Annotated in this window: 19 protein-coding genes and 1 pseudogene; 8 read left to right on the plus strand and 12 right to left on the minus strand. The window is 72.9% G+C overall.

The genetic code is table 11. From position 1 onward, the window contains the following. Positions 1-5 precede the first annotated feature (5 nt). Positions 6-1,022, minus strand: a complete 1,017-nt coding sequence (locus tag OG788_RS15235; RefSeq protein WP_406371330.1) for an NAD(P)-dependent alcohol dehydrogenase — start codon at positions 1,020-1,022, stop codon at positions 6-8. A gap of 238 nt (positions 1,023-1,260) precedes the next feature. Here OG788_RS15235 and OG788_RS15240 point away from each other — a divergent pair, with 238 nt between their 5' ends. Next, positions 1,261-2,061: a helix-turn-helix transcriptional regulator gene (locus OG788_RS15240; protein ID WP_356754615.1), complete on the plus strand. Its 801-nt coding sequence runs from the start codon at positions 1,261-1,263 to the stop codon at positions 2,059-2,061. Positions 2,062-2,073: 12 nt separating this feature from the next. On the opposite strand, the gene OG788_RS15245 is transcribed toward OG788_RS15240, so the two are convergent. From OG788_RS15245 to OG788_RS15255, 3 genes are read right to left on the minus strand one after another with little or no spacing between them, the layout of a single operon-like run. After that, positions 2,074-3,999, minus strand: coding sequence for a bifunctional RNase H/acid phosphatase (locus OG788_RS15245; protein ID WP_406371332.1), 1,926 nt, complete (start codon positions 3,997-3,999; stop codon positions 2,074-2,076). Between the two features lie 12 nt (positions 4,000-4,011). Next, positions 4,012-4,755, minus strand: a complete 744-nt coding sequence (locus tag OG788_RS15250) for a C4-type zinc ribbon domain-containing protein (protein ID WP_351539869.1) — start codon at positions 4,753-4,755, stop codon at positions 4,012-4,014. After that, positions 4,752-5,603, minus strand: coding sequence for a Nif3-like dinuclear metal center hexameric protein (locus OG788_RS15255; RefSeq protein WP_406371334.1), 852 nt, complete (start codon positions 5,601-5,603; stop codon positions 4,752-4,754). The genes OG788_RS15250 and OG788_RS15255 overlap by 4 nt, the downstream gene beginning before the upstream one ends. Positions 5,604-5,847: 244 nt before the next feature. Between OG788_RS15255 and OG788_RS15260 the strand changes: the two are divergent. Then, positions 5,848-7,005, plus strand: a pseudogene (locus OG788_RS15260) (hypothetical protein); the annotation flags it as partial. 1,194 nt (positions 7,006-8,199) lie between these two features. Next, positions 8,200-8,373, plus strand: a complete 174-nt coding sequence (locus OG788_RS15265) for a hypothetical protein (RefSeq protein ID WP_351539607.1) — start codon at positions 8,200-8,202, stop codon at positions 8,371-8,373. Between the two features lie 89 nt (positions 8,374-8,462). Here the strand turns inward: OG788_RS15265 and OG788_RS15270 are convergent, their stop codons facing one another. From OG788_RS15270 to OG788_RS15280, 3 genes are all read right to left on the minus strand, one after another. Then, entirely contained in the window at positions 8,463-9,419 is a 957-nt protein-coding gene (locus OG788_RS15270) for a 3-oxoacyl-ACP reductase (RefSeq protein ID WP_406371336.1), read from the minus strand. Between the two features lie 122 nt (positions 9,420-9,541). Further along, entirely contained in the window at positions 9,542-10,618 is a 1,077-nt protein-coding gene (locus OG788_RS15275) for a Zn-dependent alcohol dehydrogenase (RefSeq protein ID WP_406371338.1), read from the minus strand. Between the two features lie 34 nt (positions 10,619-10,652). Then, positions 10,653-11,510 (minus strand): MaoC/PaaZ C-terminal domain-containing protein, encoded by an 858-nt coding sequence (locus tag OG788_RS15280; RefSeq protein WP_406371340.1) that lies wholly within the window; start codon positions 11,508-11,510, stop codon positions 10,653-10,655. A gap of 297 nt (positions 11,511-11,807) precedes the next feature. Here OG788_RS15280 and OG788_RS15285 point away from each other — a divergent pair, with 297 nt between their 5' ends. The 4 genes from OG788_RS15285 to OG788_RS15300 all read left to right on the plus strand — a co-directional run bounded on the left by OG788_RS15285 (position 11,808) and on the right by OG788_RS15300 (position 15,526). Continuing rightward, positions 11,808-12,749 (plus strand): ATP-binding cassette domain-containing protein, encoded by a 942-nt coding sequence (locus OG788_RS15285; protein ID WP_406371341.1) that lies wholly within the window; start codon positions 11,808-11,810, stop codon positions 12,747-12,749. Beyond that, a complete protein-coding gene (locus OG788_RS15290; RefSeq protein ID WP_406371342.1) occupies positions 12,749-13,468 on the plus strand; it encodes an ABC transporter permease in 720 nt (239 codons plus the stop codon). The genes OG788_RS15285 and OG788_RS15290 overlap by 1 nt, the downstream gene beginning before the upstream one ends. A gap of 14 nt (positions 13,469-13,482) precedes the next feature. After that, on the plus strand, positions 13,483-14,733 hold the full coding sequence (locus OG788_RS15295) for a sensor histidine kinase (RefSeq protein WP_406371344.1): 1,251 nt from the start codon (positions 13,483-13,485) through the stop codon (positions 14,731-14,733). A gap of 160 nt (positions 14,734-14,893) precedes the next feature. After that, complete coding sequence (locus tag OG788_RS15300; protein WP_406376762.1) at positions 14,894-15,526, plus strand: response regulator; 633 nt, start codon at positions 14,894-14,896, stop codon at positions 15,524-15,526. A 121-nt stretch (positions 15,527-15,647) separates the two neighbouring features. Here the strand turns inward: OG788_RS15300 and OG788_RS15305 are convergent, their stop codons facing one another. The 5 genes from OG788_RS15305 to OG788_RS15325 all read right to left on the minus strand — a co-directional run bounded on the left by OG788_RS15305 (position 15,648) and on the right by OG788_RS15325 (position 22,391). Further along, on the minus strand, positions 15,648-16,493 hold the full coding sequence (locus OG788_RS15305) for a hypothetical protein (protein ID WP_406371346.1): 846 nt from the start codon (positions 16,491-16,493) through the stop codon (positions 15,648-15,650). After that, positions 16,493-17,032, minus strand: coding sequence for a SigE family RNA polymerase sigma factor (locus OG788_RS15310; RefSeq protein WP_406371348.1), 540 nt, complete (start codon positions 17,030-17,032; stop codon positions 16,493-16,495). The genes OG788_RS15305 and OG788_RS15310 overlap by 1 nt, the downstream gene beginning before the upstream one ends. 51 nt (positions 17,033-17,083) lie before the next feature. Further along, a complete protein-coding gene (locus OG788_RS15315) occupies positions 17,084-18,511 on the minus strand; it encodes an MFS transporter (RefSeq protein ID WP_406371349.1) in 1,428 nt (475 codons plus the stop codon). Positions 18,512-18,739: 228 nt separating this feature from the next. Then, the gene (locus OG788_RS15320) at positions 18,740-19,933 is read right to left on the minus strand and encodes a lipid-transfer protein (RefSeq protein WP_406371351.1); all 1,194 of its coding nucleotides are present in this window, start codon (positions 19,931-19,933) and stop codon (positions 18,740-18,742) included. Between the two features lie 7 nt (positions 19,934-19,940). Next, complete coding sequence (locus OG788_RS15325) at positions 19,941-22,391, minus strand: acyl-CoA dehydrogenase (RefSeq protein WP_406371353.1); 2,451 nt, start codon at positions 22,389-22,391, stop codon at positions 19,941-19,943. Between the two features lie 294 nt (positions 22,392-22,685). Here OG788_RS15325 and OG788_RS15330 point away from each other — a divergent pair, with 294 nt between their 5' ends. Next, the gene (locus tag OG788_RS15330; protein ID WP_406371355.1) at positions 22,686-24,431 is read left to right on the plus strand and encodes an MFS transporter; all 1,746 of its coding nucleotides are present in this window, start codon (positions 22,686-22,688) and stop codon (positions 24,429-24,431) included. Positions 24,432-24,593 lie beyond the last annotated feature (162 nt).

Here is a 24,593-nt window from a genome sequence, read left to right on the forward strand (position 1 = left end):
CGCGCTCAGCCCACGCGGACGACCACCTTGCCGAAGGCCGCGCCGCTCTCGTAGTGACGGAACGCCTCCCGCACCTCGTCGAAGCCGAACACACGGTCCACGACCGGGCGGGTCCCGTGCAGCTCCAGCGACCTGTTCATGGACTCGAAGTGCGCGCGGCTGCCCACGAACACCCGGCGGATCGTGGCCAGACTCGCCGCGTAGGCCGCGTTCGAGATCTCGATACCGTGCCTGCGCGGGTTGCCGGTGATCAGGAGCACGATCTGGCCGTGGAGCGCGGCCGCCCGCATCGACTGCTCGATCGTGTCGGGCCCGTTGGTCTCGACGACCAGATCGGCACCGCGCCCCCCGGTCAACTCCCTGACGGCGAGCCCCCATTCCGGGTTCTCGGCGTAGTTGACGACGTGGTCCGCGCCGAGCCCCTTGAGGCGGTCCGCCTTGGCCGCGCTCGATGTCGTCACGATGACCTCGGCGCCCATCGTCTTGGCGAACTGCACGACGAAGAGGGACAGCGCGCCGGTGCCGAGGGTGAGCACGGTCCGGCCGGGGGTGAGCGGCTCGCCACCCGTCAGGGACTGCCAGGCGGTCACCCCGGCGCAGGGCAGACAGGCCGCCTCCTCCCAGGTCAGATGGTCAGGAACCCGGACCGCGGCCTCCTGGCTCAGACAGGTGTACTCCGTCAGCATGCCGTCGAGGGTGGCGCCGGGCTGGTCGAACTGGGCCGGGGTGATGCGGCCGTCCAGCCAGTTCGGGAAGTACGTGCCCGCCACGCGGTCGCCCACCCCGAACCGGGTCACCTCCGCTCCCACCGCGACGACCTCCCCCGCTCCGTCGCTCACGGGGATCACGTCCGGTACGGCCTTCAGCGGGTAGGTCCCCTTCAGGATCAGCAGGTCGCGCTTGTTGAGGGAGACGGCCCGGACACGGACGAGGATCTCGCGGGGCCCCGGTTCGGGCCGGGCCGACTCGCGCGGGACGATCCCGTCGACGGTGCCGAGCGTTTCGAGGTGGTAGGCGCGCATGTCCGCTCCCTGAGTGGGCTCTGAGTGGATGCGTCCATGCTGTTCGGAACGGGTGTCCGCCTCAATTCCCGGCGAGGTATGACGGGCCGGGGCGGCGGTACGGGCCGGGCGGTACGGGGAAGCGGACGGGGACCGGCACACGGTCGTGGATCAGGCGACAGGAGACGGGCACCTGGCCGCGGAGCGGGTGGCGCCTGCTCCCGCCCCGCCGTCCTCCCCATGACGTACAACTGATCCCATGACGACCGGTATCTCCACCCCACCCCCTCCCTTCGCCCGGGAGCTGCTGCGCTGGCGGCACGCGCGCAGGGTGAGCCAGCTGGAGCTCGCCTCCCGGGCGGGCACGACGCAGCGGTACGTCAGCTTCATCGAGCGCGGGCGTTCGGTGCCCGGCAGGGAGATCGTGATCAGGCTCGCCGAGTCACTGGGCCTGACCCTTCGGGAGCGCAACCTGCTTCTGCTGGCGGCCGGTTACGCTCCCGCGTTCACGGAGTCGCCGCTCGACGCGGCCGCGCTGAAGCCCGTACGGGAGGCGCTGGACAGCATCCTCGAAGGGCATCTGCCGTATCCGGCGATGGTGGCGGGGCCGCGCGGTGAACTCGTCGCGGCCAACGCGGCGTTCGACGTCCTGGCCGAGGGGGCCGCTCCCGAGCTGCTGGCCCCGCCGGTGAACGTCCTGCGGCTGGCCCTGCATCCGCGCGGGATGGCGTCACGCGTGGTGAACCTGGACGCCTGGGGCCGGCACATCGTGGAGAACCTGCGGGCCCGGTCCGTACGCAGCCCCGATCCGCATCTCGACGCGCTGGTGCAGGAGTTGGCGGAGTACGTGCCGGCGAGCGAGCCCGGTGCGGACTACCTCGGCTTCGCCGTGCCGCTGCGACTGCGGTGCCCGGAGGGCGAGTTGAGGCTGCTCACCACGCTCACATCGTTCGCGACGGCGGTGGACGTCACGCTCGCGGAGCTCCATCTGGAGGCGTTCCTCCCGGCGGACCGGGAGACCGCCGGGATCCTGCGCGACCGTGCCGCCCGGAGGGGCTGACCACGGTGCCGCTCACCGCAGATGAGAGGTGTCGTTGAAGAGCCGGACGCTGGCGTTGCCGTCCGCGTAGTACGCCACCGCCGAGAGCGACGCCGCCGACAGTTCCATCCGGAACAGGGACTCCGGCGGGGCGCCGAGCGCCAGTCGTACGAGGGTCTTGATCGGGGTGACATGGGTGACGAGCAGGACCGTGCGGCCCGCGTAGGAGGCGATCAGCTTGTCGCGGGTGGCCGCCATGCGGTGGGCGGTCGCGGCGAAACTCTCGCCGCCGCCGGTCGGTTCGGCCTCCGGTGAGGCGAGCCAGGTGTTCAGGTCCTCCGGGTGGCGTTCGCGCACCTCGGCGAAGGTCAGCCCCTCCCAGGCGCCGAAGTCCGTCTCGCGCAGGCCGTCCTCGACGACGACCTCGAGGCCGAGCCGGTCGGCGACGGCTCCCGCGGTCTCCCGGGTCCGGGCCAGCGGGGAGGCCACGATCGCCTGGATGGTGCCGCGTGCCGCCAGCGCGGCGGCGACCCGCTCCGCCTGCTCCCGGCCCACGTCGGACAGGGACGGATCGCTGCCGCCGCTCCCCGAGAACCGCTTCTGCGGCGTCAGCGGGGTCTCGCCGTGCCGCAGGAGTACGAAGGTGGCGGGCGCGCCCATGTCGGGGGCGGCGCCCCAGCCGGTCGTCGGAGCGGTGGTGGCCACGTTCTGCGCGGCCCGCCTGTCGTTCGCCGCTGTCGCGGCCTGCCCGTCCTTCGCCGCTGTCGCGGCCCTCGCGTCCTTCGCCGGCTTCGCGGCCCGCCCGTCGTCTGTGGTTTCCGCGGCTTCGCCGCCGGGTGACGGGGTGGGGCCCGTAGTCGTCGTCCGGGTGCTACCCGCCTGCGGCTGGGCGCGCAGTTCCTCGCGCCCCTTTCGGGGCGCCGCCTCGCCCGCCGAGCTCGCGGCCTCGCCGCCGGAAGACGGGATGGGGCCCAAAGCCGTCGTCCGGGTGCTACCCGCCCGCGGCTGGGCGCGCAGTTCCTCGCGCCCCTTTCGGGGCGCCGCCTCGCCCGCCGACCTCGCGGCCTCGCCGCCGGAAGACGGGATGGGGCCCAAAGCCGTCGTCCGGGTGCTACCCGCCCGCGGCTGGGCGCGCAGTTCCTCGCGCCCCTTTCGGGGCGCCGCCTCGCCCGCCGACCTCGCGGCCTCGCCGCCGGAAGACGGGATGGGGCCCAAAGCCGTCGTCCGGGTGCTACCCGCCCGCGGCTGGGCGCGCAGTTCCTCGCGCCCCTTTCGGGGCGCCGCCTCGCCCGCCGACCTCGCGGCCTCGCCGCCGGAAGACGGGATGGGGCCCAAAGCCGTCGTCCGGGTGCTACCCGCCCGCGGCTGGTCGCGCAGTTCCTCGCGCCCCTTTCGGGGCGCCGCCTCGCCGCGGGTGGTGGACAGTGCTGCGCGCGCCTTCGCCGCGCCCGCCTTCGCGTCGCCGGGTGGGCCCGTCGGCTCGGGCGCCGCGGAGCGTGCCGCCCGGGCGTCCAGTTCCGCCGTCGAGGCCGACGGCGACCATGTCTCGCCGCGTTTGCCGGCGTCCATCGCCTCGTTGGCCAGCCGGTCCGCGTGCTTGTTCCGCTCGCGCGGCATCCACTCGTAGGTGACCTGGGAGGGCGGGAGGACGCGGGCTGCCTCCGCCGCCAGGGGCTTCATGTCCGGATGCTTGATCTTCCAGCGTCCGGACATCTGCTCGACGACGAGCTTGGAGTCCATCCGGACCCGGACCCGTGCGGTCGCGTCGAGGTCCCGGGCCGCCTCAAGACCGGCGACCAGGCCCCGGTACTCCGCGACGTTGTTGGTGGCGATGCCGATGTACTCGGCGCGCTCCGCCAGCGTCTCCCCCGTGGCCGCGTCGATGACCACGGAGCCGTAGCCCGCGGGCCCCGGGTTGCCCCGGGAACCTCCGTCGGCCTCGACGATGAACTCCCGCACGAGCCGAACTCCCTACAGGCCGGACTCGGACGTGCGTACGAGGATGCGGTGGCAGTTCTCGCAGCGCAGCACGGTGTCGGGGGAGGCCGCCTTCACCTCGTTGACCTCCGTGATGTTGAGCTCCAGGCGGCACCCCTCGCAGCGGCGCTGGTAGAGCCGGGCGGCGCCGACGCCACCCTGCTGGAGGCGCAGCTTGTCGTAGAGCTTGAGGAGATCGGCGGGCACCGAGGCGGCGATGACCTCGCGCTCCTTGGTGAGCGTGGCGGCCTCGCCGTCGAACTCCTCGAAGGCGGCGTCACGACGCCCGGTCGCGTCGTCGATCTTCGCCTGGACGGAGGCGTCGCGCTCGGTCAGTTCGGCGACGCGCTCCTGGGCGGACTCGCGGCGCTCCATGACCTCGAGGACGACGTCCTCCAGGTCACCCTGGCGCTTGGCGAGGGAGACGATCTCGCGCTGGAGGTTCTCCAGGTCCTTGGGCGAGGTGACGGCACCCGAGTCGAGGCGCTGCTGGTCGCGGACGGCGCGCTGACGCACCTGGTCGACGTCCTGCTCGGCCTTGGTCTGCTCGCGGGCGCAGTCGCTCTCCTCGGTCTGCGCGGCGACGAGCAGGTCGCGCAGCTGGGTGAGGTCCTTGTTCAGCGACTCGATCTCGGCGTGCTCGGGCAGCGACCTGCGCTTGTGCGCGAGCTGCTGCAGGCGGGCGTCGAGGGTCTGGACGTCGAGAAGTCGGATCTGGTCGGCGGGCGCGGCGTTCAGTTGGGGGCTCCTGATGTGTCGGTGTGTGAGGCCGCGTGGGCGGTCCAGGGGTCGGTGACCGTCCGGGAGACGTGGACGCGCAGTCCCCATCCCTTCCGGTCGGAGATCTCGTCGAGCTGGGCTGCTGCCAGCTCGCACCAGGGCCACTCGGTGGCCCAGTGCGCCGCGTCGAGCAGCGCGAGAGGACTGTGGGCACGGGCCTCGGACACCGGGTGGTGCCGCAGGTCCGCGGTGAGGAAGGCGTCCACGCCCGCGGCGCGCACGTCGTCGAAGAGGCTGTCCCCGGAGCCGCCGCTGACCGCGACGGTACGCACCAGCGCCTCGGGGTCGCCCGCGACGCGGATGCCCTGCGCGGTCGCGGGCAGCCGCTCGGCGACCCGGGCGGCGAGCTCGCGCACGGTCAGCGGGTGGTCCAGCTCACAGACACGGCCGAGGCCTCGGCGCCCCTCTGGGTCGGTGGCGTCGGGCACGAGAGGCCGTACGACCCGCAGGTCCAGCGCCCCGGCCAGGGCGTCGCTGACTCCCGGGTCGGCGCGGTCGGCGTTGGTGTGGGCGACGTGCAGCGCGATGTCGTTCTTGATCAGCGTGTGCACGACGCGGCCCTTGAACGTGCCGGCCGCGACGGTCGTCGTACCGCGCAGATAGAGCGGGTGGTGGGTCACGAGCAGGTCGGCGTCCAGTTTCACGGCCTCGTCGACGATGTCCTGGACCGGGTCGACGGCGAACAGAACGCGCGTGACCTCCTGGTCGGGGTCGCCGCAGACGGTGCCGACCGCGTCCCACCCCTCGGCCCGCTCCGGGGGCCAGAGGGCGTCGAGCGCGGCGATGACTTCAGACAGACGGGGCACGGGGAAAGGCTACCTGGCTTACGTCACGGTCCGACCGGTCGCGGACCACGGGACCGGCACCCGGACGGCGGACCGAACGCGTTCCCGCCGCTCCTGGCCCGGTCTCCGCACCATCGTTCAGCACATCCGCCCCCGTTCCCTCAGGCGAATCCCGACATGGCCACCCTTATGTGTGAAGCGGCAGCCCGTCGGTCCCACGTCTGTGCGTGCGAAAACTACCTTCGTCGCCGGAGGTGACCGAACGATGACGGTCGGTGCGACGGAGCCCGTGGTGCAGAGCGAACGCGAGAACGGCGGCGAGTACGGCGACGACGCGAGTCGGTGGCCTGCCCGTCCCCTCTGCGTGATCACCGTCGACGGCGCCTACGGGGCGCGCCTCGCGCGCGACGGAGAGTCCTGGTACCCGGAGCGCTGGACGCTGGACGGCCCCGAGCCGTACGCCGTGCCGCTGCCCGGCCCTCAGCCCGAGGAGCCCGGCACCGAGGTGCTGCCGCTGACCGACGGACGGGTGCTGATCCATCGCGTGGCCGACGGACGTCACGCCTTCTCGCTCCTCTACCCGACCGGTCCCGGCACCGGCGAGCTCCCGCTCGGCGCGGTGGAGTGCCCCGACGCCGGCACCCGGCTGCGGCTGCTGCCGCCCGCGCCGGACGGGGAACGCGCGTACGCCCTCGCCGTGGGCCGGGGATCCACGGCGGTGTGGCTGGTGGCGGGCGGCGCCTTCGGCCCCGAGCACCTGGCCGAGGTGCCGGGCCACTGCTCGGGAGGGGTGTGGCTGGACGGCACGGGCCGCCTGCTCGCGCTGGACCGTGTCCAGAACGGCCGCACCAAGACGGTGGTCGTCGACCTGGAGCGGGGCGGAGAGGTGTCGCCGCTCCTCCAGATCGCCGAGCACAGCAACGACCGGCTGCTTCTCGCGGACGCGGACAGCGGACTTCTCCTCATCCGTTCCGACGCGCCGTCCCCCGGCCGGGAACGCCTGGGCTGGGGCGTGCTCGGCAGCACGCTGCCCGTCCGCTTCCCGGACTGCCTGACCGCGACGGGCTGCTCGATCACCCCGTTCGCGATCCAGCCGGGCCAGGTGCTGACCCCGGAGTCCTGCGCCGTCGCCCTGCGCATCGACGGGCCGGGCGGCACCTGGGTGGGCGTGTGGCGCCCAGCCGAGCGCCGGATCCACCATCACCAGGCACCCGAGGGCTGGTTGCCCGGCACCGGACTGTGGACCACCGAGGGAGTGCTCCAACTGCCGTACGCGACGGGGGTCGTACCGTGCGGCGTCGCACGACTGGAAGCACCCGACGGGGCGGGGGAGCCGGACGTGGGGAATCCGGCTCCCTCGAGACCCCCCGCGCCGCGCCCGGTCCCCCTCCAGCAGGCGCCCCTGAAGGGCCGGTCGACCGCGTCGCCCGACCAGGCGGCGAGACCGGGCCCGGACCGGACGCCCTCGGTGCACCTGACCCTGAGGACGGACACGACGGGGGCGCCGAGCACCGACGCGGTCCGCGATGCCGACGCCGCCGAGGCACCGCGCACCGGTGCGGGTCCCGCGTCCAGGGACGCGGAGCCGCTGCCGACGGTGACGAGCCTCACCACCAGGACCGCGTCCGCCGAAGTACGGCGGGCGGACATGGGCCCGGGCAACGAAACGGCCGGACCGCTCCCGCCCGTCGTGCGCATCGGCCCCGACACCGCCGGACCACTCCCGCCGGCCGCGGCAGCCTCAGCCTTCGGGGGTCTCCACCCCTCGGCCGGCGCCCGCCCGCCCGAGCCGCTCCTCTGGACCAAGGTCGCCGACACACCCCCACCCGGCATGAGCCTCGGCACCAGAGCCGTTGGAGCATTCCCGCCCGTCACGGGCCACCACACCGACACGGCCGAACCACTCCCGCCCGTGACGAGGCTCGTTGCCCATTCCGGCGGCGACGCCACTGCCCGTGCCGCCGCCACTGCCGGTGCCGGTGCCGGTGCCGGTGCCGACAGGGTCGCGCCCTCTGCGCCACTCCCTCCCGTCGCAGCAGTCGCACCGGCCGGGAGCCTCCCCACCGCAATCACCGAACCGCCCACGCCCGAGCCGTCCCTCTGGACCAAGGTCGCCGACTCACCCCCACCCGGCATGAGCCTCGGCACCAGGACCCGTGCGGCACTCCCCGTCGGCACGGGACTCGGAGCAGGGAACACGCAGGCCGAAGCGCCTTCGGCCTTCGGGGAGTTCAGGGGCGAAGTGGCCCTGAGGCCCTTGACGAGTGGCCCGGGGTTCGGGGCGGAGGCCGAGCGGGCCTCGCTGCTCCCCGCCGAGCGGGCCTCGCTGCTCCCCGCCGGCCCGCAGCCGCCCGCGGAGAAGCAGGAGCCCGTCGGACCACGGACCCCGCCGACTCACCGCAGGCCCCTCCACACAGGCCCGCTCCAGTCGGCCGGTCCGGCGTCCGCGGACGAGGCCGCTCCCCCCGTCGTGAGTGCGGAAGCGGCAGCCCCCGCGGAAGGGACGGAACGGGGCGGAGAGGGCGAAGAAACGTCACCCTCCGACCCCCGCGCGATGACGGCACGTTAAAATCCCCCGGCTGCAAAGAAGAATCTTGTCAACGGGGTGAACATTTCGATGAACGACATCAGCACCATGGAAGCGCAGGCCACGGACGTCCACGAGACGTCGGCGATCCGCTCCGAAGGCCACGGCAAGCACCGTGGGCCGGTCTCCGGCCGTGACGGCGAGGCGACCCCTCAGGGCCGCCACCGCAAGCCGTCCGGCCAGACGGGCACGACGACGGCCTGACCAGGCAGACGGCACGCCGAACCGGCAGACGGCCCCGCTCGCACCATGACGAGCGGGGCCGTTCCCGTGTGGGGCTCGAGCAGCTCCGCTCAGCGGGGAGAGCCCTCGCTGTCCCGCTTCAGCCCCAGCACCTCCGCCGCCGCGAACGTCTCGCCGCCCGGCCGGTCCGCGTAGTACGGCGTGAGCAGCGCGTCGAGTTCGTCGTGGCTGAAGGTGTCCTGCTTGCTGTCGAACTTCGCCGCCACACGCGGCCGTTCGACGACCGCGATCATGCCGCCGTGCACCACGAGGAGCTGGCCGTTGACGTGCGCGGCGACGGGTGAGGCCAAATAGCCGACGAGCGGGGCGACATGCTCGGGGGCGAGCGGGTCCAGGCCGTCGTCGGGCCGCCCGAAACCGGCGAAGACGTCCTCCGTCATACGGGTCCGGGCGCGAGGGCAGATGACGTTCGCCGTGACGCCGTACTTGGCGAGCGCCAGTGCCGTCGAGGTGGTCAGACCGACGATCCCGCCCTTCGCCGCCGCGTAGTTGGGCTGTCCCGCGGATCCGGCGAGGAACGCCTCCGACGAGGTGTTCACGATCCGCCCGTACACGGGTCCGTCGGCCGCCTTGGAGCGGGCCCGCCAGTGCACGGACGCGAAGTGGGTGGTGTTGAAGTGGCCTTTGAGATGCACCCGGATGACCGAGTCCCACTCGTCCTCGGTCATCGAGAAGACCATCCGGTCGCGCAGGATGCCCGCGTTGTTGACGAGGATGTCCAGCTTCCCGAACTCGGCGACCGCCAGGTCGACCAGTTCGCGGGCCTGTTCGTGGTCGGCGACGTCCCCGGTGTGGGCGACGGCACGGCCGCCCGCCGCACGGATCTCGGCGGCGACCTCCTCGGCCGGGGTGGCCGAGGACTCGCCCGAGCCGTCCCGTCCGGGCTGCCCGTAGTCGTTGACGACGACGGCCGCTCCCAGCCGGCCGAGTTCCAGTGCCTCGGCCCGGCCGAGCCCTCTCCCCGCGCCGGTGACGATCGCGGTGAGCCCTTCAAGTGGCAGTGACATCAAGGTCCTTAACGGTTGTCGTGGAGGCCCCGGCCCGCGGCGGACACCCCGGGGGCCGGGACCTCAGCCGCCCCGGGGCGGGGGCCCGGCCGCTGTCCCGGCCCTTCGGTGGCCGGCGGGGGTCAGATCTCGATGCACGTCCGCAGCGCGGTGCCCGAACGCATCTGGTCGAGCGCCTCGTTGATCTCGGCCAGCGGCACCCGGTGGGTGATCAGGCCTTCGAGGTCGATGCGGCCCGCGCGCCACAGGGCGATGGTCCGCTCGTAGGACCGCAGGACGTCCCCGCCGCCGTACATGGAGGGCAGGATGCGCTTCTCGTCGAAGAACAGCTCGAACATGTTGAGCTGGAGGTAGTCGTCCATGGCGCCGGCTCCGACGACGACGAGGGTGCCGCCGCGGCGGGTGTGGTCGTAGGCGGTGCGTGCGGTGGCGGACTTGCCGACGACCTCGAAGACGTAGTCGAAGCCCTCGCCCGCGGTCACCGACTGCTTGGCGTCGGCGAGTTCGTCGGGCGAGACCGCCTTCGTGGCGCCGAACCCGAGCGCGGCCTCGCGGCGCGAGGCGACCGGGTCGACGGCGACGATCTCGGCGGCTCCCTTGAGCCGGGCGCCCTGGATCGCGGAGATGCCGACGCCTCCGCACCCGATGACGGCGACGGATGAACCGGCCTCCACCTCGGCGGTGTTGAGCGCGGCGCCGAGTCCGGTGGTGACGCCGCAGCCGATCAGTGCGGCGATGTCGAAGGGCACGTCGTCGGGGATGGGTACCGCGCAGCCCGCGTCGACGACGACCTCCTCGGCGAAGGTGCCGGTGCCCGCGAAACCGAAGACGTCGCCGCCGGGGCGCTTGAAGTTGGGGGTGCCCGCGTTCATGAACCCGGCCAGGCACAGTTCCGTCTGACCGCGCTTGCAGGCGGGACAGACGCCGCAGGCGGGGAGCCAGCAGATGACGACCCGGTCGCCGGGCTTCAGATGGGTGACGCCGTCGCCGACTTCGGTGATCTCGCCGGCGCCCTCGTGTCCCGGCACGAACGGCGCGGGCTGCGGCAGGACGCCGTTCATCGCGGACAGGTCCGAATGGCACAGCCCCGTGGCCCGCACCCGGATGCGCACCTTGCCGGGTCCGAAGCCCACCGCCTCGACGTCGTCGAGGACTTCGAGTTTGTCCTGGCCTATCTCGTGCTGTACGGCTGCGCGCATGGTGCGGCTCCCCTCAGGACGGTTCGTACGACAGTCAGGTGTGATCGACGACGGTGTCGGCGAGGACCGGCGCGTCGTCCCGCTCGACCGCGCTCACCGCGACCCGGACCCCGCCGTCGAGCCGCCACATCCGGATGCGCAGGGTCTCGCCGGGGAAGACGACTCCGGCGAAGCGGGTGGTGTACGAGCGGACGCGGGCCACATCACCGCCGAGCAGGGTGTCGACGACGGCCTTGAGCGTCATGCCGTACGTGCACAGCCCGTGCAGGATGGGCCGGTCGAATCCGGCGAGCTTGGCGAACTCGGGGTCGGCGTGCAGCGGGTTCCAGTCCCCGGAGAGCCGGTAGAGCAGGGCCTGGTCCTCGCGGATCGGGCGTTCGACGGTTCTGTCCGGCGGGCCCACCGGTGCTTCGAGGCGGGTGCTGGGGCCGCGGTCGCCGCCCCAGCCGCCTTCGCCCCGTACGAAGATCTGGGCGTCGTTCGTCCACAACGGGCCCTCGGTGTCGGCCACTTCGGTGCGCATGACGAGGATCGCGGCCTTGCCCTTGTCGTACACCGCGGCGATGCGGCCGGTGGCGGTGGCCGTGCCCTCGGCGGGGATCGGGCGGTGCAGCCGGACGGTCTGGCCGCCGTGCAGGACGCGAGCGAGATCGACGTCGACGCCGGGCATGGAGAGGCCGCTGATCACGCCCGGCGATCCGGCGCCCGCCACCGTGGCGAAGCTCGGCAGGACGTGCAGCCGGGATTCGAGGGTGTAGCGCAGCTCGTCGGGGTCGGTCGCGGGGATCCCGGCGCCCAGGCCCAGGTGGTAGAGCTGGACGTCCTTGTGGTTCCAGGTGATCTCTCCGGTCCGCGGTTCCGCTGCTACGGCCTTGGCGGCGTCAATGGGCATGGGGCTCCTGACTCGACTGCGCGAAAGACCTCGGTGCGACCGTCCGCACCGTCGGCCGCACCGAGGTCGACACTGGGCCGTGGAACCCGCTCGTTCTAGAACGCGTTCCAGTCCGGCGAACCCTTGTATAGCCCAGCGCCCATTACTTGTGAAGACTACTGACGCCATGTCAGATCCAAGGGGTGCGACGGCCCTGGGCGAGCGCGTGCCGCGACGGCCGGCCGTGACATTTGTCCCGGCCGATCGCCGACAAGTGCATCTGCCGGGGCGGGCCCCCTGGGCCCTAGCGTCGTTCCCATGACACAGACGACGGGGACGCGGACTTCGGGGACGCGGACGACAGGGGCACCACCGGCCGTGTCCTTCACGGGGGCGGTCAAGACCTTCGGCGACGTGCGCGCCGCGGCCGGTCTCGACCTCGAGGTGGCGTGCGGCGAGACGGTGGCGCTGCTGGGCCGCAACGGCGCGGGCAAGTCGACCGCGATCTCGCTGCTGCTCGGCCTGGACGAGCCGGACGAGGGCTCGGTGGCCCTCTTCGGAGGCCGCCCGGAGGAGTCGGTGCGCGCCGGACGGGTCGGCGCGATGCTCCAGGACACCCGGCCGGTGCCGCGCGTCACCGTCCAGGAGCTGGTCTCCTTCGTGGCGGGGCGCTATCCGGCGCCGCTGCCGGTGGCCGAGGCGCTGCGCCTCGCGGGTGTCACGGAGCTGGCGGGGCGGCGCGTCGACCGGCTGTCCGGCGGGCAGACGCAGCGGGTGCGGTTCGCGGTGGCGCTCGCCGGGAACCCCGCGCTGATCGTGCTCGACGAGCCGACCGCCGCACTCGACGTGGAGGCACGGCACGCGTTCTGGGAGTCGATGGGGGCGTATGCCCGGCGCGGTCACACGGTGCTCTTCTCCACGCACTATCTGGAGGAGGCCGACGCGCACGCCGACCGGATCGTCGTCATCGACCGCGGGCGGATCGTCGCGGACGGGACCGGGGAGCAGCTCAAGCGGTCGGCGGGCCGCAGCCTGGTCTCCTTCGACCTGGCGGGACGCGGCGCGCGGGACCTGGCGCTGCTGCCCGGCGTGGTGGCCGTGGAGGTGCGCGGGGAGCGCGCCCGGCTGCGCACGGACGACTCGGACGCGACGGTGATCGCGCTGGCCGGGCTGGGCGCGATACGCGGCCTGGAGGTCGCCCCCGCGTCCCTGGACGACGCGTTCATGGCCCTCACCTCACGCGCCCCGGAGAAGGTGTGATGTTCGACTATCTGCGGCTCGAAGTGCGCCGGACGCTGCGCGACACCGGCTTCGTGATCGGCGGCATCGCGATGCCGGTGATGATGTATCTGCTGTTCACCAACCTCGACGGTGGCGACGACGGCGAGTGGAGGACGGCGTCGATGGTCGGCATGGCCGCGTACGGCGCGGTGGGCTCGGCGCTGAACACCGGTGGCGGGGTCGCCGAGGACAAGGGGACCGGCTGGCTGCGGCAGCTGCGGGTGACGCCGATGACACCCCGCGAGGTGGTGCTCGGGCGGGCGCTGACCGGCTCGGTGACCGTGCTGCCCGCGATCATCGCGGTGCTGGCGGCCGGCGGTCTGGTCAACGGCGTACGGCTGGACGCCTGGCAGTGGGCGGCCACGGCCGTGCTGCTGTGGCTCGGCTCGGTCCCCTTCACCCTGCTGGGGCTCGGCAACGGCTACCGGCTGACCCCGCAGACCACCGGCGTCGCGAACATGGTGTGCAATCTGGGGCTCTCGGTGGTCGGCGGGCTGTGGTTCCCGCTCGCCCTCTTCCCCGGCTGGCTGCGCTCGATCGCCGCGTACACGCCCACGAACCGCTTCGCGCAGCTGGGAGTGTCGGTCACGGAGGGCCGGGCGCCGGCCCTCGGAGCGGTGGCGGTTCTGACCGCCTGGCTACTGGCGTTCGGTTCGTACGCCGTGGTCTCGTACCGTCGATCAGCACGAACCGTCTGAACGGGGAGCGGGACATGTCCTGGATGCGAGGCTTCGGCTGCCAGATCCGCGTGTGGCGGGCCGAGCGGATCCGCTGGAAGGCGGACATGGCGCGGTTCAAGGCCGAGCAGCGGGCCGCGCGCAGGAGCGGCGGCCAGATGCCCGAGAACCCGGGCCCGCCGCCCACCGGCTTCGCGCTGCTGCCCTGGCTGCTGCTGGGGATGGGCGCCTTCTCCAACCTCTTCCAGGGCACGACACCGCAGCCCTGGATCGGCGGCCTGGGCCTGTTCGTCTTCAACTCCCTCTACATCTACGTGACGTTCCGCGCGTTCGTGAAGAAGACGCGGGAGTCGCGCTCCACCCGGGTGGCGCTCGTCCTGATGGGTATCGTCACCTGCGCGCTGGCCCTCGGGTACGGCGGCAGCTGGCTGTACTTCTTCCCGCTGCTCGGACTGGCCACCGGTGCGGTCCTGCGCGGCCCCCGGCTCGGGCAGATCGGCCTCGGCCTGACCGCGCTCGCCGCGGCGGTCTCCGTCGTCCGGGCGGGCTGGGACGCGGTGAACGTCGCCTACGGCACGTTCCTGTCCACGATGGTGACGGCCGCGATCCTGTCCCTCTCCGAGGCGGTGCGCGAACTGCGCGAAGCGCGCGAGGAGCTGGCACGCCGGGCCGTCGAGAAGGAACGCATGCGCTTCTCCCGCGACCTGCACGACCTGCTCGGGCACACGCTCTCCGTCATCGTGGTGAAGTCGGAGGCGGCCCGCCGGCTGGCACCCCGCGATCTGGACGCGGCCCTCGTACAGGTCACGGACATCGAGTCGGTCGGCCGGCAGGCCCTCACGGAGATCCGCGAGGCGGTCACCGGCTATCGCGAGGGCAGCCTCGCCACGGAGCTGGACCGCGCCCGCTCGGCGCTGTCCGCGGCGCGTGTGGAGCCGGTCGTACGGCAGTCGGGGCCACCCCTCGTCCCGCAGACCGAGGCCCTGCTCGGCTGGGTGCTCCGCGAGGCCGTCACCAACGTCGTACGCCATAGTGACGCGACCCGCTGCGAGATCACCGTCGACGGCACGCCGGACCTCGTCCGCCTGACCGTCTCGGACAACGGCTCCGACGCCTCCCCGGCCGCTCCCGAGCCGGGTATCGGCGGCACCGGTCTCAAGGGCCTCACCGAGCGCCTCGCCACGGCGGGCGGCTCCCTGCGGGCGGGACGGACTCCCCGCGGCGGCTTCGAAGTGGCGGCCGAACTGCCGGTGGAGGCTGCGGACTTGACGGAGGCGTCGATCTAGAAGAACCTCCGGCCCCGGCGCGATGCCTGGGCCGGGGGGCGACAGGCCGCCGGGACGAGGGCCGCCCCCTCGGAGTCGGCGGCCGAAAGATCGCCGGCCGAAGGGCCGCCGGCAGGGGCCGGTGCCGGCGCCCGCCACCTACCCTTGCCCCGTGAACGAAATGCCCCGGGACCACCGGCCCGCCAAGTCCATCCGTGTCCTGCTCGCCGAGGACCAGGGAATGATGCGCGGGGCACTCGCTCTGCTGCTCGGGATGGAGGCGGACATCGAGGTGGTCGCGCAGGTGTCCGCGGGGGACGAGATCGTGGACGCGGCTCTGATCAGCCGGCCCGATGTGGCGTTGCTGGACATCGAGTTGCCGGGGATGAGCGGGCTGGACGCCGCCGCCGAACTGCGCGAGCAGGCGCCGGACTGCCGGGTGCTGATCCTCACCACGTTCGGCCGCCCCGGCTACCTGCGGCGGGCCATGGAGGCGGGCGCCGCCGGGTTCCTGGTCAAGGACGGCCCCGTGGAGGAACTGGCCGAGGCGATCCGGCGGGTGCTGACCGGGGAGACCGTCATCGATCCGGCGCTCGCCGCCGCCGCGCTGAGCGCCGGGCCCAATCCGCTCACCGCCCGCGAGTGCGACGTACTGAAGGCCTCGGCGGACGGCGCGACCGTCGCCGACATCGCCGGCAAGCTCCATCTCTCCGAGTCGACCGTCCGCAACTACCTCTCCGCCGCCATCGGCAAGACGGGCACCCGCAACCGCATGGAGGCGATGCGGGAAGCCCGCCAACAGGGCTGGCTGTAGCGGGGCGGCCGGCGCCGACCTCCACCGACGCCGGTCCCGCCACCGGTCCCGCCCCCGGCGCGGCCCGTCCCAGGCTCGGCCCGCCCGGCCCCGCCCGCCGACTCCGCTCACCTCACCGCCCTCAGGTCAGCGCGTCGATGTGCGCCCCCTTGAAAGTCCTGCCCTCCGGGGCGAGGCACACGAACCAGTTGGCCGGGGAACCCGCGACCCGGTGGATCATCGACTTGCGTTCCCAGCCGTGACCGGCGCCCTCCTCCTCCATCGGAACCCGGGTCGACGTGCCGTCGTCCCAGACGCAGGTGACGTCCCGGGCGGTCGGATCGACCTTGCCGATCACCAGCCGCTCAGCCGCTCCCGCCGCACCGGACCGGCCGGTCTCCAACGGGGACTTCGAGACGACCTCGACGTCCGTGCTCCCGTCCGCGTCGCCCTTCTCGACCGCTCCGTCCAGCACCGTCGTCGGATCCCCGTCGCCCACGAGCAACCGGACGAAGATCCAGCTCTTGCCGATGAGGTCCGAGGCGACCTCGGTGGCCGTCGGCGTGAGGCCGTATTCGCCCATCAGGGTCCGCTGGTACTGCGCCTCCGCCTCGTTCTTCGGCGCATCCCAGACCATGATGCTGACGGTCCAGTCCTTGCCGTTGTCCCGCGCCCTGGCCAGCGTGGTCATCTGCGGGTCGTACACATGCCGCCGATCCGGAGTCGGCGGCGCGGTGACGGCCGGCCTGACCCTGTTGCCGTCGTCGCCCGTCCCCCCGGCCAGCGCCAGCGTCCCCGTGGAACCGGCGATGACGAGGGCCGCCGCTGCCGCCGTCGCCCAGCGGCGCGCCTTGCGGCGGCGGCCGCCGCGCAGCACCGCCTGGTAGGGGGCTATGCCGATCTCGACCTCGTCCGCGGCCTCGGCCAGCAGGAGGGCGATGTCCCTGTCCGTCGCCATGTCGTGGTTCGTCTCCCGGTTCGCGCTCATCACTTCCGCCCTCCGTGCGTCACCGTGTCGGCCAGGCCCGGTATCACCCGGAGCTTCGCGATCCCCTTGGCCGCGTTGCTCTTCACCGCGCCCACCGAGCAGCCCATCGCCTCGGCCGTCCGGCTCTCGCTGAGGTCCTCCCAGTAGCGAAGGACCACCGCCTGGCGCTGGCGCGGGGGCAGTTGGGCGAGTGCCGTGAGCAGGGCGCCGCGGTCGTCGGCCCGGGCGATCGGGTCACCGCTGTCGGGGAGCTCGCGCGTCAGGCCCGAGTCGTCCTTCGGGGCGAGGAACTCCTTGAGTTTTCGGCGGTGCCTGCGAGCGTGCGCGTTGATCATCACGCGCCGTACGTACGCCTCGGGTTCGTCGGCCGCGCCGACCCTGCGCCAGGCCACGTACACCTGCTCCAGCGTCGTCTGGACCAGGTCCTCTGCGGCGTGCTGCTCCCCCGTCAGGAGATATGCCGTACGCATCAGCCGCGGCCAGCGGCCGACGACGAAATTCCGGAACTCCTCGTCCCGAGCCTGTTTCCGATCCCCCATGAGCACCTCCTAGATGTTTGAAGGAGTCCGCGAGGATCGGTTTTCGTTGCCTCACATACGTGGGTTCTTCCGCGGCAGCCAGACGAACATCAACACAGCGCCGACCAGCAGCAGCACGCCGCTCACGCGGAACGCCAGGGCGTATCCCGCGGTCAGCGCCTCCCCGGAGACGCTGCCTCCCGTACGGGCGGCGGCGATCGTGGACATGATCGCGAGCCCCAGCGAACCGCCCATCACCCGTGAGGTGTTGACCAGGCCCGACACCAGTCCCGCGTCCTCCGGAGCGGCCCCCGAGGTCGCGATCGCGGCCAGCGGGGTCGCGGCCAGGCCCGCGCCGGCCATCATCAGGACGCCCGGGAGCATCACCGCCGTGAGAAACGAACCGTCCGCCGTCATGGTGGACTGGCGGCCGAAGCCGGCCGCGGCCAGGAGGGTGCCGAGGACCGCCACATTGCGCGCCCCGATGACCGGCATGAGGCGCGGCGCCAGCTTCGAGCCGATGACCACGGCGAGCGAGCTGGGCACCAGGGCGAGGCCGGCGTCCAGCGGCGAGTAGCCGAGCACGTTCTGCGCGTACAGCGTCATGAAGAACCACATGCAGAACATCGCGGAGCCGGAGACGAACATGGCCGCGTTCGCCGAGGACACGGACCGCAGCCGCAGCAGTTTCAGCGGCATGAGCGGCGCCTTGGTCCGCGCCTCGACGACCAGGAAGAGGCCGATGAGGGCCGCTCCCGCGCAGAGGGGCACGAGCGTCGCCGCCGCCGTCCACCCCTCGGCCTCGGTCTGCACGATCCCGTACGCCAGGGTGGCGAGTCCCGCCGTCACCAGGAGCGCGCCCGGCAGGTCGAGCCGGCGCCCGTCCCCGGCCCTGCTCTCGACCAGCCAGCGTGCCGCCCCGGCCAGCACCACCGCGCCGACGGGCACGTTGATGAGGAGCACCCAGCGCCACGACAGCCCGTCGACCAGCAGCCCGCCGACGAGTCCGCCCGCCGCGCCGCCACCGGCGCCCACGGCGGTCCAGGTGGCGATGGCTCGCGCGCGTGCGGCGCCCTCCGGGACGGCCGACGTCAGGATGGTCAGGGTCGAGGGCGCGAGGACCGCCGCTCCCAGTCCCTGCACGGCCCGCGCGACCAGGAGCTGGGGGCCCTCCTGGGCGAGGCCGCCGCCGACCGAGGCGAGCGTGAAGAGCGCGAGACCCACCAGGAACATCCGCTTGCGCCCGTACAGGTCCCCGGCCCGCCCGCCGAGGAGCATGAATCCCGCGAAGGCGATCGAGTAGGCGTTCACCACCCATTGGAGCCCCGGCGCGCTCAGCCCCAGGTCGGTCCGCATGGACGGCAGGGCCACGTTGACGACGGACACGTCCAGGACGACCAGGAACTGTCCCGCGCACGCGAGCGCGACCACCACCCAAGTGGGTGGCGCGCTGCGTGCGGTGACGCGGGAGTCTTCAGCGGCTCGGAGCATGGGTGTCATGCTCTCAAGCGGCCTACGCCCCTGCATCGGGATTTCGACGCAGGCGAGCGTGCGTCACGGGACCTAGGACCTCCCGCGGGTCAGCGAGCGGGCCCGCGGCCCGGCACCGGCACCCACCCGGCACCCACTCCGGACCGGCACCTGCACCGGGGCCGGCACCGGGACCCGACTCCGTCCCGGCCCCGGGGCCCGGACGGGCACCACGTCGGCTGAGGACGCGGTGCCCGCTCAGGTCCCGGCGCGCAGCAGCGTGACCACCGCGGCGCCGCCCAGTCCGATGTTGTGGGCGAGTCCGACCCGCGCCCCCGGCACCTGCCGCGCTTCGGCCTGCCCTCTCAACTGCCATACGAGTTCGGCCACTTGGGCGATCCCGGTCGCTCCCAGGGGATGGCCCTTGGAGATCAGCCCGCCCGAGGGGTTCACCACCCACCGTCCGCCGTACGTCGTCGCGCCCGACTCGACGAGTTCGCCCGATTCTCCCTCCGCGCACATGCCGAGCGCCTCGTAGGTCAGCAGTTCGTTGATCGAGAAGCAGTCGTGGAGTTCCACGACGTCCACGTCCTCGATGCCGAGTCCGGAGTGTTCGTAGACCTGGCGCGCGGCCTCCCGCGACATCGGCTGTCCGACTACGTCGATGCAGGAGCCGGAGGCGAAGGACTCCTCGGTGTCGGTGGTCATCGACTGGGCGACGATCTCGACCGCCCTGTCCCCCAACTCGTGCCGTTCGGCGAACCGTTCGGACACGACGACGGCAGCGGCGGCTCCGTCCGAGGTGGGCGAGCACTGGAGCTTGGTCAGCGGCCGGTGCACGGCCTTGGCGGCGAGGATCTCGTCGACGGAGTACACGTCCTGGAACTGGGCGTAGGGGTTGTGAGCCGAGTGGCGGTGGTTCTTGGCTCCGACGGCGGCCAGCTGAGCCTCCGTGGTGCCGTACCGCTCCATGTGTTCGCGGGCCGCGTCACCGAAGATCTGCGCGGTGGGCGGGGACATCTCGAAGCCGTGCCGGGCGGCCATGATCCCGTAGTGGCGGGCGACGGGCGAGGTCGCGAAGTCCCCGCCGTCGGCGCCCGAGCCGAGGGCTCCCCGCTTCATCTTCTCGAAGCCCAGAGCGAGGACGCAGTCGGAGATCCCGCCCTCCACGAACTGCCGGGCCAGCATCAACGCGCTCGCCCCGGTGGCACAGTTGTTGTTGACGTTGTAGACGGGCACGCCGGTCAGGCCGAGTTCGTAGGCGGCGCGCTGACCTGCGGTGGACGCCTGGAAGCAGTGGCCGACTGGGACCTGCTCCACGTCCTTGTACGAGATCCCCGCGTCGGCCAGGGCGTTGGAGCCGGCTTCCCGGACCATGTCCCAGTACTGCCGGTCCCGGGTCTCGGGCTTCTCGAACCTGGTCATGCCGACACCGACGATGTACGTCCTCATGGCGTTCCTAGTCTCGTGGCAGGCCGAGGATGCGCTCGGCGACGACATTGAGCTGGACCTGGGTGGTGCCGCCCGCGATGGTCAGACAGCGGGAGAGCAGGAATCCGTGCACGGCCCGCTCACCCGGGCCTTCGCGCAACGCGCCCTCGGGGCCGAGGAGTTCGAGCCCGAGTTCGGCGACCTTCTGCTGGTGCGCGGTCTGCACCAGCTTCCGCACGGACGCGCCAGCGCCCGGTTCCTCGCCGGAGACCTGCCGGAGGGTGGTGCGCAGGCCGATGCAGGCCAGCGCGTGCGCCTCGGCGAGCAGGGCTCCCAGCCGGGAGTCGTCCGCGTCGGCGGAGATCAGGGCCTCGAGGCCCGTGTCGAAGGTCAACTGGTCGGCCATGTGGACGCGTTCGTTGCCGAGCGTGTTGCGGGCGACGCGCCAGCCGTCGTCGACCTCGCCGACGACCGCGTCCGCGGGCAGCAGCACGTCGTCGAACCAGACCTCGTTGAAGAGGGAGTCCCCGGTGATCTCCTTCAGGGGGCGGATGTCGATGCCGCGCGTGTTCTTCATGTCGACGACGAAGTAGGTGAGCCCCTTGTGCTTGGGTGCCGCCGGGTTCGTCCGGGCGAGGAGGATCCCGTGGTCGGCCCACTGCGCCGCGCTCGTCCACACCTTCTGCCCGTTGATCCGCCACCGCCCGTCGGCCGTCCGCTCGGCGCGGGTCCGCAGCGAGGCGAGGTCGGAACCGGCGCCCGGCTCCGAGAAGAGCTGGCACCAGAGCAGGTCGCCCCGCAGGGTGGGCAGCAGATAGCGCTCCTGCTGCGTGCCGGTGCCGTACGCGATGAGGGACGGCACGACCCAGGTCGCGATCCCCAGGTCACTGATCCGCACCCCCGCCGCCGCCAACTCCTGCTGCACGGCGAGCTGTTGGACGGGTCCCGCGCCGAGTCCGTACGGCGGGGGCAGATGCGGGGCGGCGTGTCCGGTGGGGGCCAGGGACCGGCGTACGGCCGCGGGACCGAGCCCCCGCACCCGGTCGATCACCCGACGGGCCTCGGCCCGGTACGCGTCCGCCTCCGGCGGCAGTTCCAGGCGCAGTTCGCGCCGTACGCCGCCGCGCGCGAGTCGCGCGGCCCGCCGCAGGTGTCCGCTTCCCGACCCGAGCAGCTGCCGTGCAACCAAGGCCCGGCGCAGATACAGATGGGCGTCGTGCTCCCAGGTGAACCCGATGCCGCCGAGGATCTGGACGCAGTCCTTGGCGCAGGAGCAGGCGGCGTCGAGGGCGGCTCCGGCCGCGAGGGACGCCACCAACTCTCGTACGCCGGACGACTCCTGCCCGATTCCGGAAGGCTCCTGTCCGGCGCGTGCCGCGTCCCAGGTGAGGGCCCTCGCCTGCTCCAGCCGTACGAGCATGTCGGCGCACAGATGCTTGACACCCTGGAAGTGCCCGATGGGCCGGCCGAACTGCTCGCGGACCTTGGCGTGCCCGGCCGCCGCGTCCAGCGCCCATGTCGCGGTGCCGCAGGCGTCCGCGGCGAGGACGACGGCGGCGAGGTCCCGCACCAGCGACGGGTCGACCGCGAGGACGCGGCCGGCGGGAACCCTCACCCTCTCCGCCCGGACCTCGGCGGTCGCCCGCGTCGGATCGGCGCTCTCGTGCGCCCGGACGACGAGATCGGCGGCGTCCACGACCAGCCAGAGGACGCCCCCGGACACGGCCTCTCCGGGGGACGCCGTGCCGTCGTCCGGCGCCCCGCCCCCGCCTGCCGCCGCCTCTCCGCCGGACACCGTCCCCCCGCCTGCCGCCGCCTCTCCGCCGGGCACCGTCCCCCTGCCGGACGAGCCGCCTCTTCCCGGTGGCGCGGCACCATCGGACGACATGTCCGCACCCGCCTCCGCGCCGAGGCGGGACGCCACGGCTCCTCGGGCCGCCCTGCCGTCGCCGGGCACCGTCCTCCCGTCGCACGACGCCGCCAGGAGGAGCACGTCCGCGTCGGCGCCGGACAGCACGGGGGGCGCCGTCCCGTCGAGCACGTACCCGCCGTCCGCCGCCCGGGCCGTCAGGGAGCCGGCACCGAACGCGACGGCGCCGATGCGCTCCCCGCAGCCCAGGGCCCGTACGAGATCCCCGCGCCCCGCCGCTCGTACGGCATCGCCCGTTCCCCCGGCAGCCTCCGCCGTCAGTACCGCCGACGCCAGGACGTTCGCGACGAACGGTCCCGGCAGCGCCGCCCGCGCGGCCTCCTCCACGACGACGGCGAGGTCGACGAGGTCGCCGCCGCCACCGCCGTACGCCTCGGGAAGGTGCGCGGCGAGGAGCCCCTGTGCGGCGAGCGCGTCCCAGAACGGTGGCCTGCCGCTGCCGGGGGCGTCCAGGAGTTTGCGGACCTCCTCGGGCGGCACGGCCCGGGCGATCCAGCCGCGTACGGCCTCGGCCAGCTCCCGCTGCTCCGGCGTGATCGCGATGCCCATGCGTGCCTCCCCAAAGGCCCAAGGTGCGTGGATCCGCGCCAGACTAGAACACGTTTCATTCTGACGGTAGGTCAGATACCCATGGATCGGTCAAGAATTCGTTAGTACGCCGAAGCATCGGAATAGTTGCCCAGGCGCACCGGGTTCCCCCTGCACGTATCCCGCACGGATCACCTGACCGACGTCCCCGTGTCCGCACGGATCACCCGACCGACCGTCCCCGCATCCCGCACGGATCACCGCTCGCTTCTCTCCCGAGCACCCCCCTTCCTTACGGCCTGGAGGCCCCACGCGATGACGCACACGACGACCGACCAGCCCGCACGGAGGCCGAGCGGCGCGACCGTGCCGGTGCTCGCCTTCGCGGGCATCGTTGTCGCGGTGATGCAGACCCTGCTCGTCCCGGTCATCAAGGACCTGCCGACGCTGCTGAGCACCGAGCCCAGCAACGCCACCTGGGTCCTGACCTCGACCCTTCTCTCGGGGGCCGTGGCCACGCCGATCATGGGCCGCCTCGGCGACCTCTTCGGCAAGCGGCGCATGCTGCTCACCAGCCTGGCCGTGATGGTGGTCGGCGCCCTGGTCAGCGCGCTGAGCAGCACTCTGCTCCCGATGATCGCGGGCCGTACCCTCCAGGGCTTCGCGATGGGCGCGATCCCGCTGGGCATCGGCCTGATGCGCGACATGCTGCCCCGCGAGAAGCTCGGCTCCGCGATGGCCCTGATGAGCTCCTCCATCGGCGTGGGCGGCGGGCTCGCGCTGCCCGCCGCGGCCCTCGTCGCCCAGCACGCCGACTGGCACGCCCTCTTCTACGGCGCCGCGGGCCTCGGCGTCCTCTCGATCGTCCTCACCCTCGTCTTCGTGCCGGAGTCCCCGATGCGCGCCGAGGGCACCTTCGACGTGCTGGGCGCGATCGGCCTGTCGGCCGGGCTCGTGCTCTTCCTGCTGCCGATCACCAAGGGCAGCGACTGGGGCTGGACCGCGCCCACCACGCTCGGCCTGTTCGGCGCGTCGGTCGCCGTGCTCCTGCTGTGGGGCGTGATGGAGCTGCGCCTGAAGGCCCCGCTGGTCGACCTGCGCACCACGGCCCGCCCCGCGGTCCTCTTCACCAACCTCGCCTCGATCATGGTCGGCGTCTCCTTCTACGTCGTCTCGCTGGTCCTGCCGCAGCTGCTCCAGCTCCCGACGTCCACCGGCTACGGCCTCGGCCAGTCGATGGTGACCGCGGGTCTGCTCGTGGCACCGCTCGGCCTGACGATGATGGTCACGGCACCCGTGTACGCCCGGCTGTCGGCGAAGTACGGCCCGAAGGTCACGCTGATCATCGGCATGGTGATCATCGCGATCGGCTACGGCGCGGGCCTCGGCCTGATGAGCGCCGCCTGGCAGTCCCTGGTCATCGCGGTCGTCCTGGGCGCGGGCATCGGCCTCGCCTACTCCTCGCTGCCCGCCCTGATCGTCGGCTCCGTCCCGGCCTCGGAGACGGGCGCGGCGAACGGCCTGAACACGCTGATGCGTTCCATCGGTACGTCCGTGTCGAGCGCCGTCATCGGCATGGTGCTCGCCAACACGGCGAACCACGTCGGCGGGGCCGCGGTCCCGACGATGCACGGCTTCCGCGTGTCCTTCCTGATCGCCACGGGCGCGGTCGCGGTCGGCCTGCTCATGGCCCTGTTCCTGCCCGGCCGGCCCCCGGCGACCAAGCCCCAGCTGCGTGCCAGCAGCGAGGAGGACGCCGCACTGGAGCGGGCGCACGAAGTGCTCGGCGGCTTCCGCGGCCGGGTCCTGAACTCCGAGGGCGCCCCGGTCGCCCGCGCCAAGGTCACCCTGATCGACCGGCGCGGACGCCAGGCGGGCGCCACGCTCTCCGCCGAGGACGGCAGCTACGCGCTCGCCGTGCCGGCCCAGGGCCCGTACGTGCTCGCCGCCCGGGCCACCGGCCACGGCCCGCTCGCCTCGTCGGCGACCCACACGGGCGACGACCGGCCGGTCGCCCTCGACCTGTCGCTGCCGGGCGAGAACGCCGACGTCACCGCCTGACGCCGGACCCGCCGCCGAGTGATCATTCACACCCCCGCCGCCCACGCGGCGGGGGTGTGGTGCACGATGGGGCGGCGGTCAGGACCCGTACGCCCGGTTCGTGCGCGCCGATGCCGACACCGGAGGCCGACACCGGACGTCCGGACCCGACGTCCGCGCCGG

This window comes from Streptomyces sp. NBC_00647, from assembly GCF_045207245.1.
Taxonomy (GTDB): Bacteria; Actinomycetota; Actinomycetes; order Streptomycetales; family Streptomycetaceae; genus Streptomyces.

What these genes read in the sequence shown, in the direction of transcription:
- OG788_RS15265 (WP_351539607.1), top strand. Translation starts at nt 8,200, where the DNA reads ATGAACGACATCAGCACCATGGAAGCGCAGGCCACGGACGTCCACGAG.
- OG788_RS15235 (WP_406371330.1), bottom strand. Translation starts at nt 1,022, where the DNA reads ATGCGCGCCTACCACCTCGAAACGCTCGGCACCGTCGACGGGATCGTC.
- OG788_RS15295 (WP_406371344.1), top strand. Translation starts at nt 13,483, where the DNA reads ATGTCCTGGATGCGAGGCTTCGGCTGCCAGATCCGCGTGTGGCGGGCC.
- OG788_RS15290 (WP_406371342.1), top strand. Translation starts at nt 12,749, where the DNA reads ATGTTCGACTATCTGCGGCTCGAAGTGCGCCGGACGCTGCGCGACACC.
- OG788_RS15275 (WP_406371338.1), bottom strand. Translation starts at nt 10,618, where the DNA reads ATGCGCGCAGCCGTACAGCACGAGATAGGCCAGGACAAACTCGAAGTC.
- OG788_RS15315 (WP_406371349.1), bottom strand. Translation starts at nt 18,511, where the DNA reads ATGACACCCATGCTCCGAGCCGCTGAAGACTCCCGCGTCACCGCACGC.
- OG788_RS15310 (WP_406371348.1), bottom strand. Translation starts at nt 17,032, where the DNA reads ATGGGGGATCGGAAACAGGCTCGGGACGAGGAGTTCCGGAATTTCGTC.
- OG788_RS15330 (WP_406371355.1), top strand. Translation starts at nt 22,686, where the DNA reads ATGACGCACACGACGACCGACCAGCCCGCACGGAGGCCGAGCGGCGCG.
- OG788_RS15325 (WP_406371353.1), bottom strand. Translation starts at nt 22,391, where the DNA reads ATGGGCATCGCGATCACGCCGGAGCAGCGGGAGCTGGCCGAGGCCGTA.
- OG788_RS15305 (WP_406371346.1), bottom strand. Translation starts at nt 16,493, where the DNA reads ATGAGCGCGAACCGGGAGACGAACCACGACATGGCGACGGACAGGGAC.
- OG788_RS15270 (WP_406371336.1), bottom strand. Translation starts at nt 9,419, where the DNA reads ATGTCACTGCCACTTGAAGGGCTCACCGCGATCGTCACCGGCGCGGGG.
- OG788_RS15240 (WP_356754615.1), top strand. Translation starts at nt 1,261, where the DNA reads ATGACGACCGGTATCTCCACCCCACCCCCTCCCTTCGCCCGGGAGCTG.
- OG788_RS15285 (WP_406371341.1), top strand. Translation starts at nt 11,808, where the DNA reads ATGACACAGACGACGGGGACGCGGACTTCGGGGACGCGGACGACAGGG.
- OG788_RS15300 (WP_406376762.1), top strand. Translation starts at nt 14,894, where the DNA reads ATGCCCCGGGACCACCGGCCCGCCAAGTCCATCCGTGTCCTGCTCGCC.
- OG788_RS15320 (WP_406371351.1), bottom strand. Translation starts at nt 19,933, where the DNA reads ATGAGGACGTACATCGTCGGTGTCGGCATGACCAGGTTCGAGAAGCCC.
- OG788_RS15280 (WP_406371340.1), bottom strand. Translation starts at nt 11,510, where the DNA reads ATGCCCATTGACGCCGCCAAGGCCGTAGCAGCGGAACCGCGGACCGGA.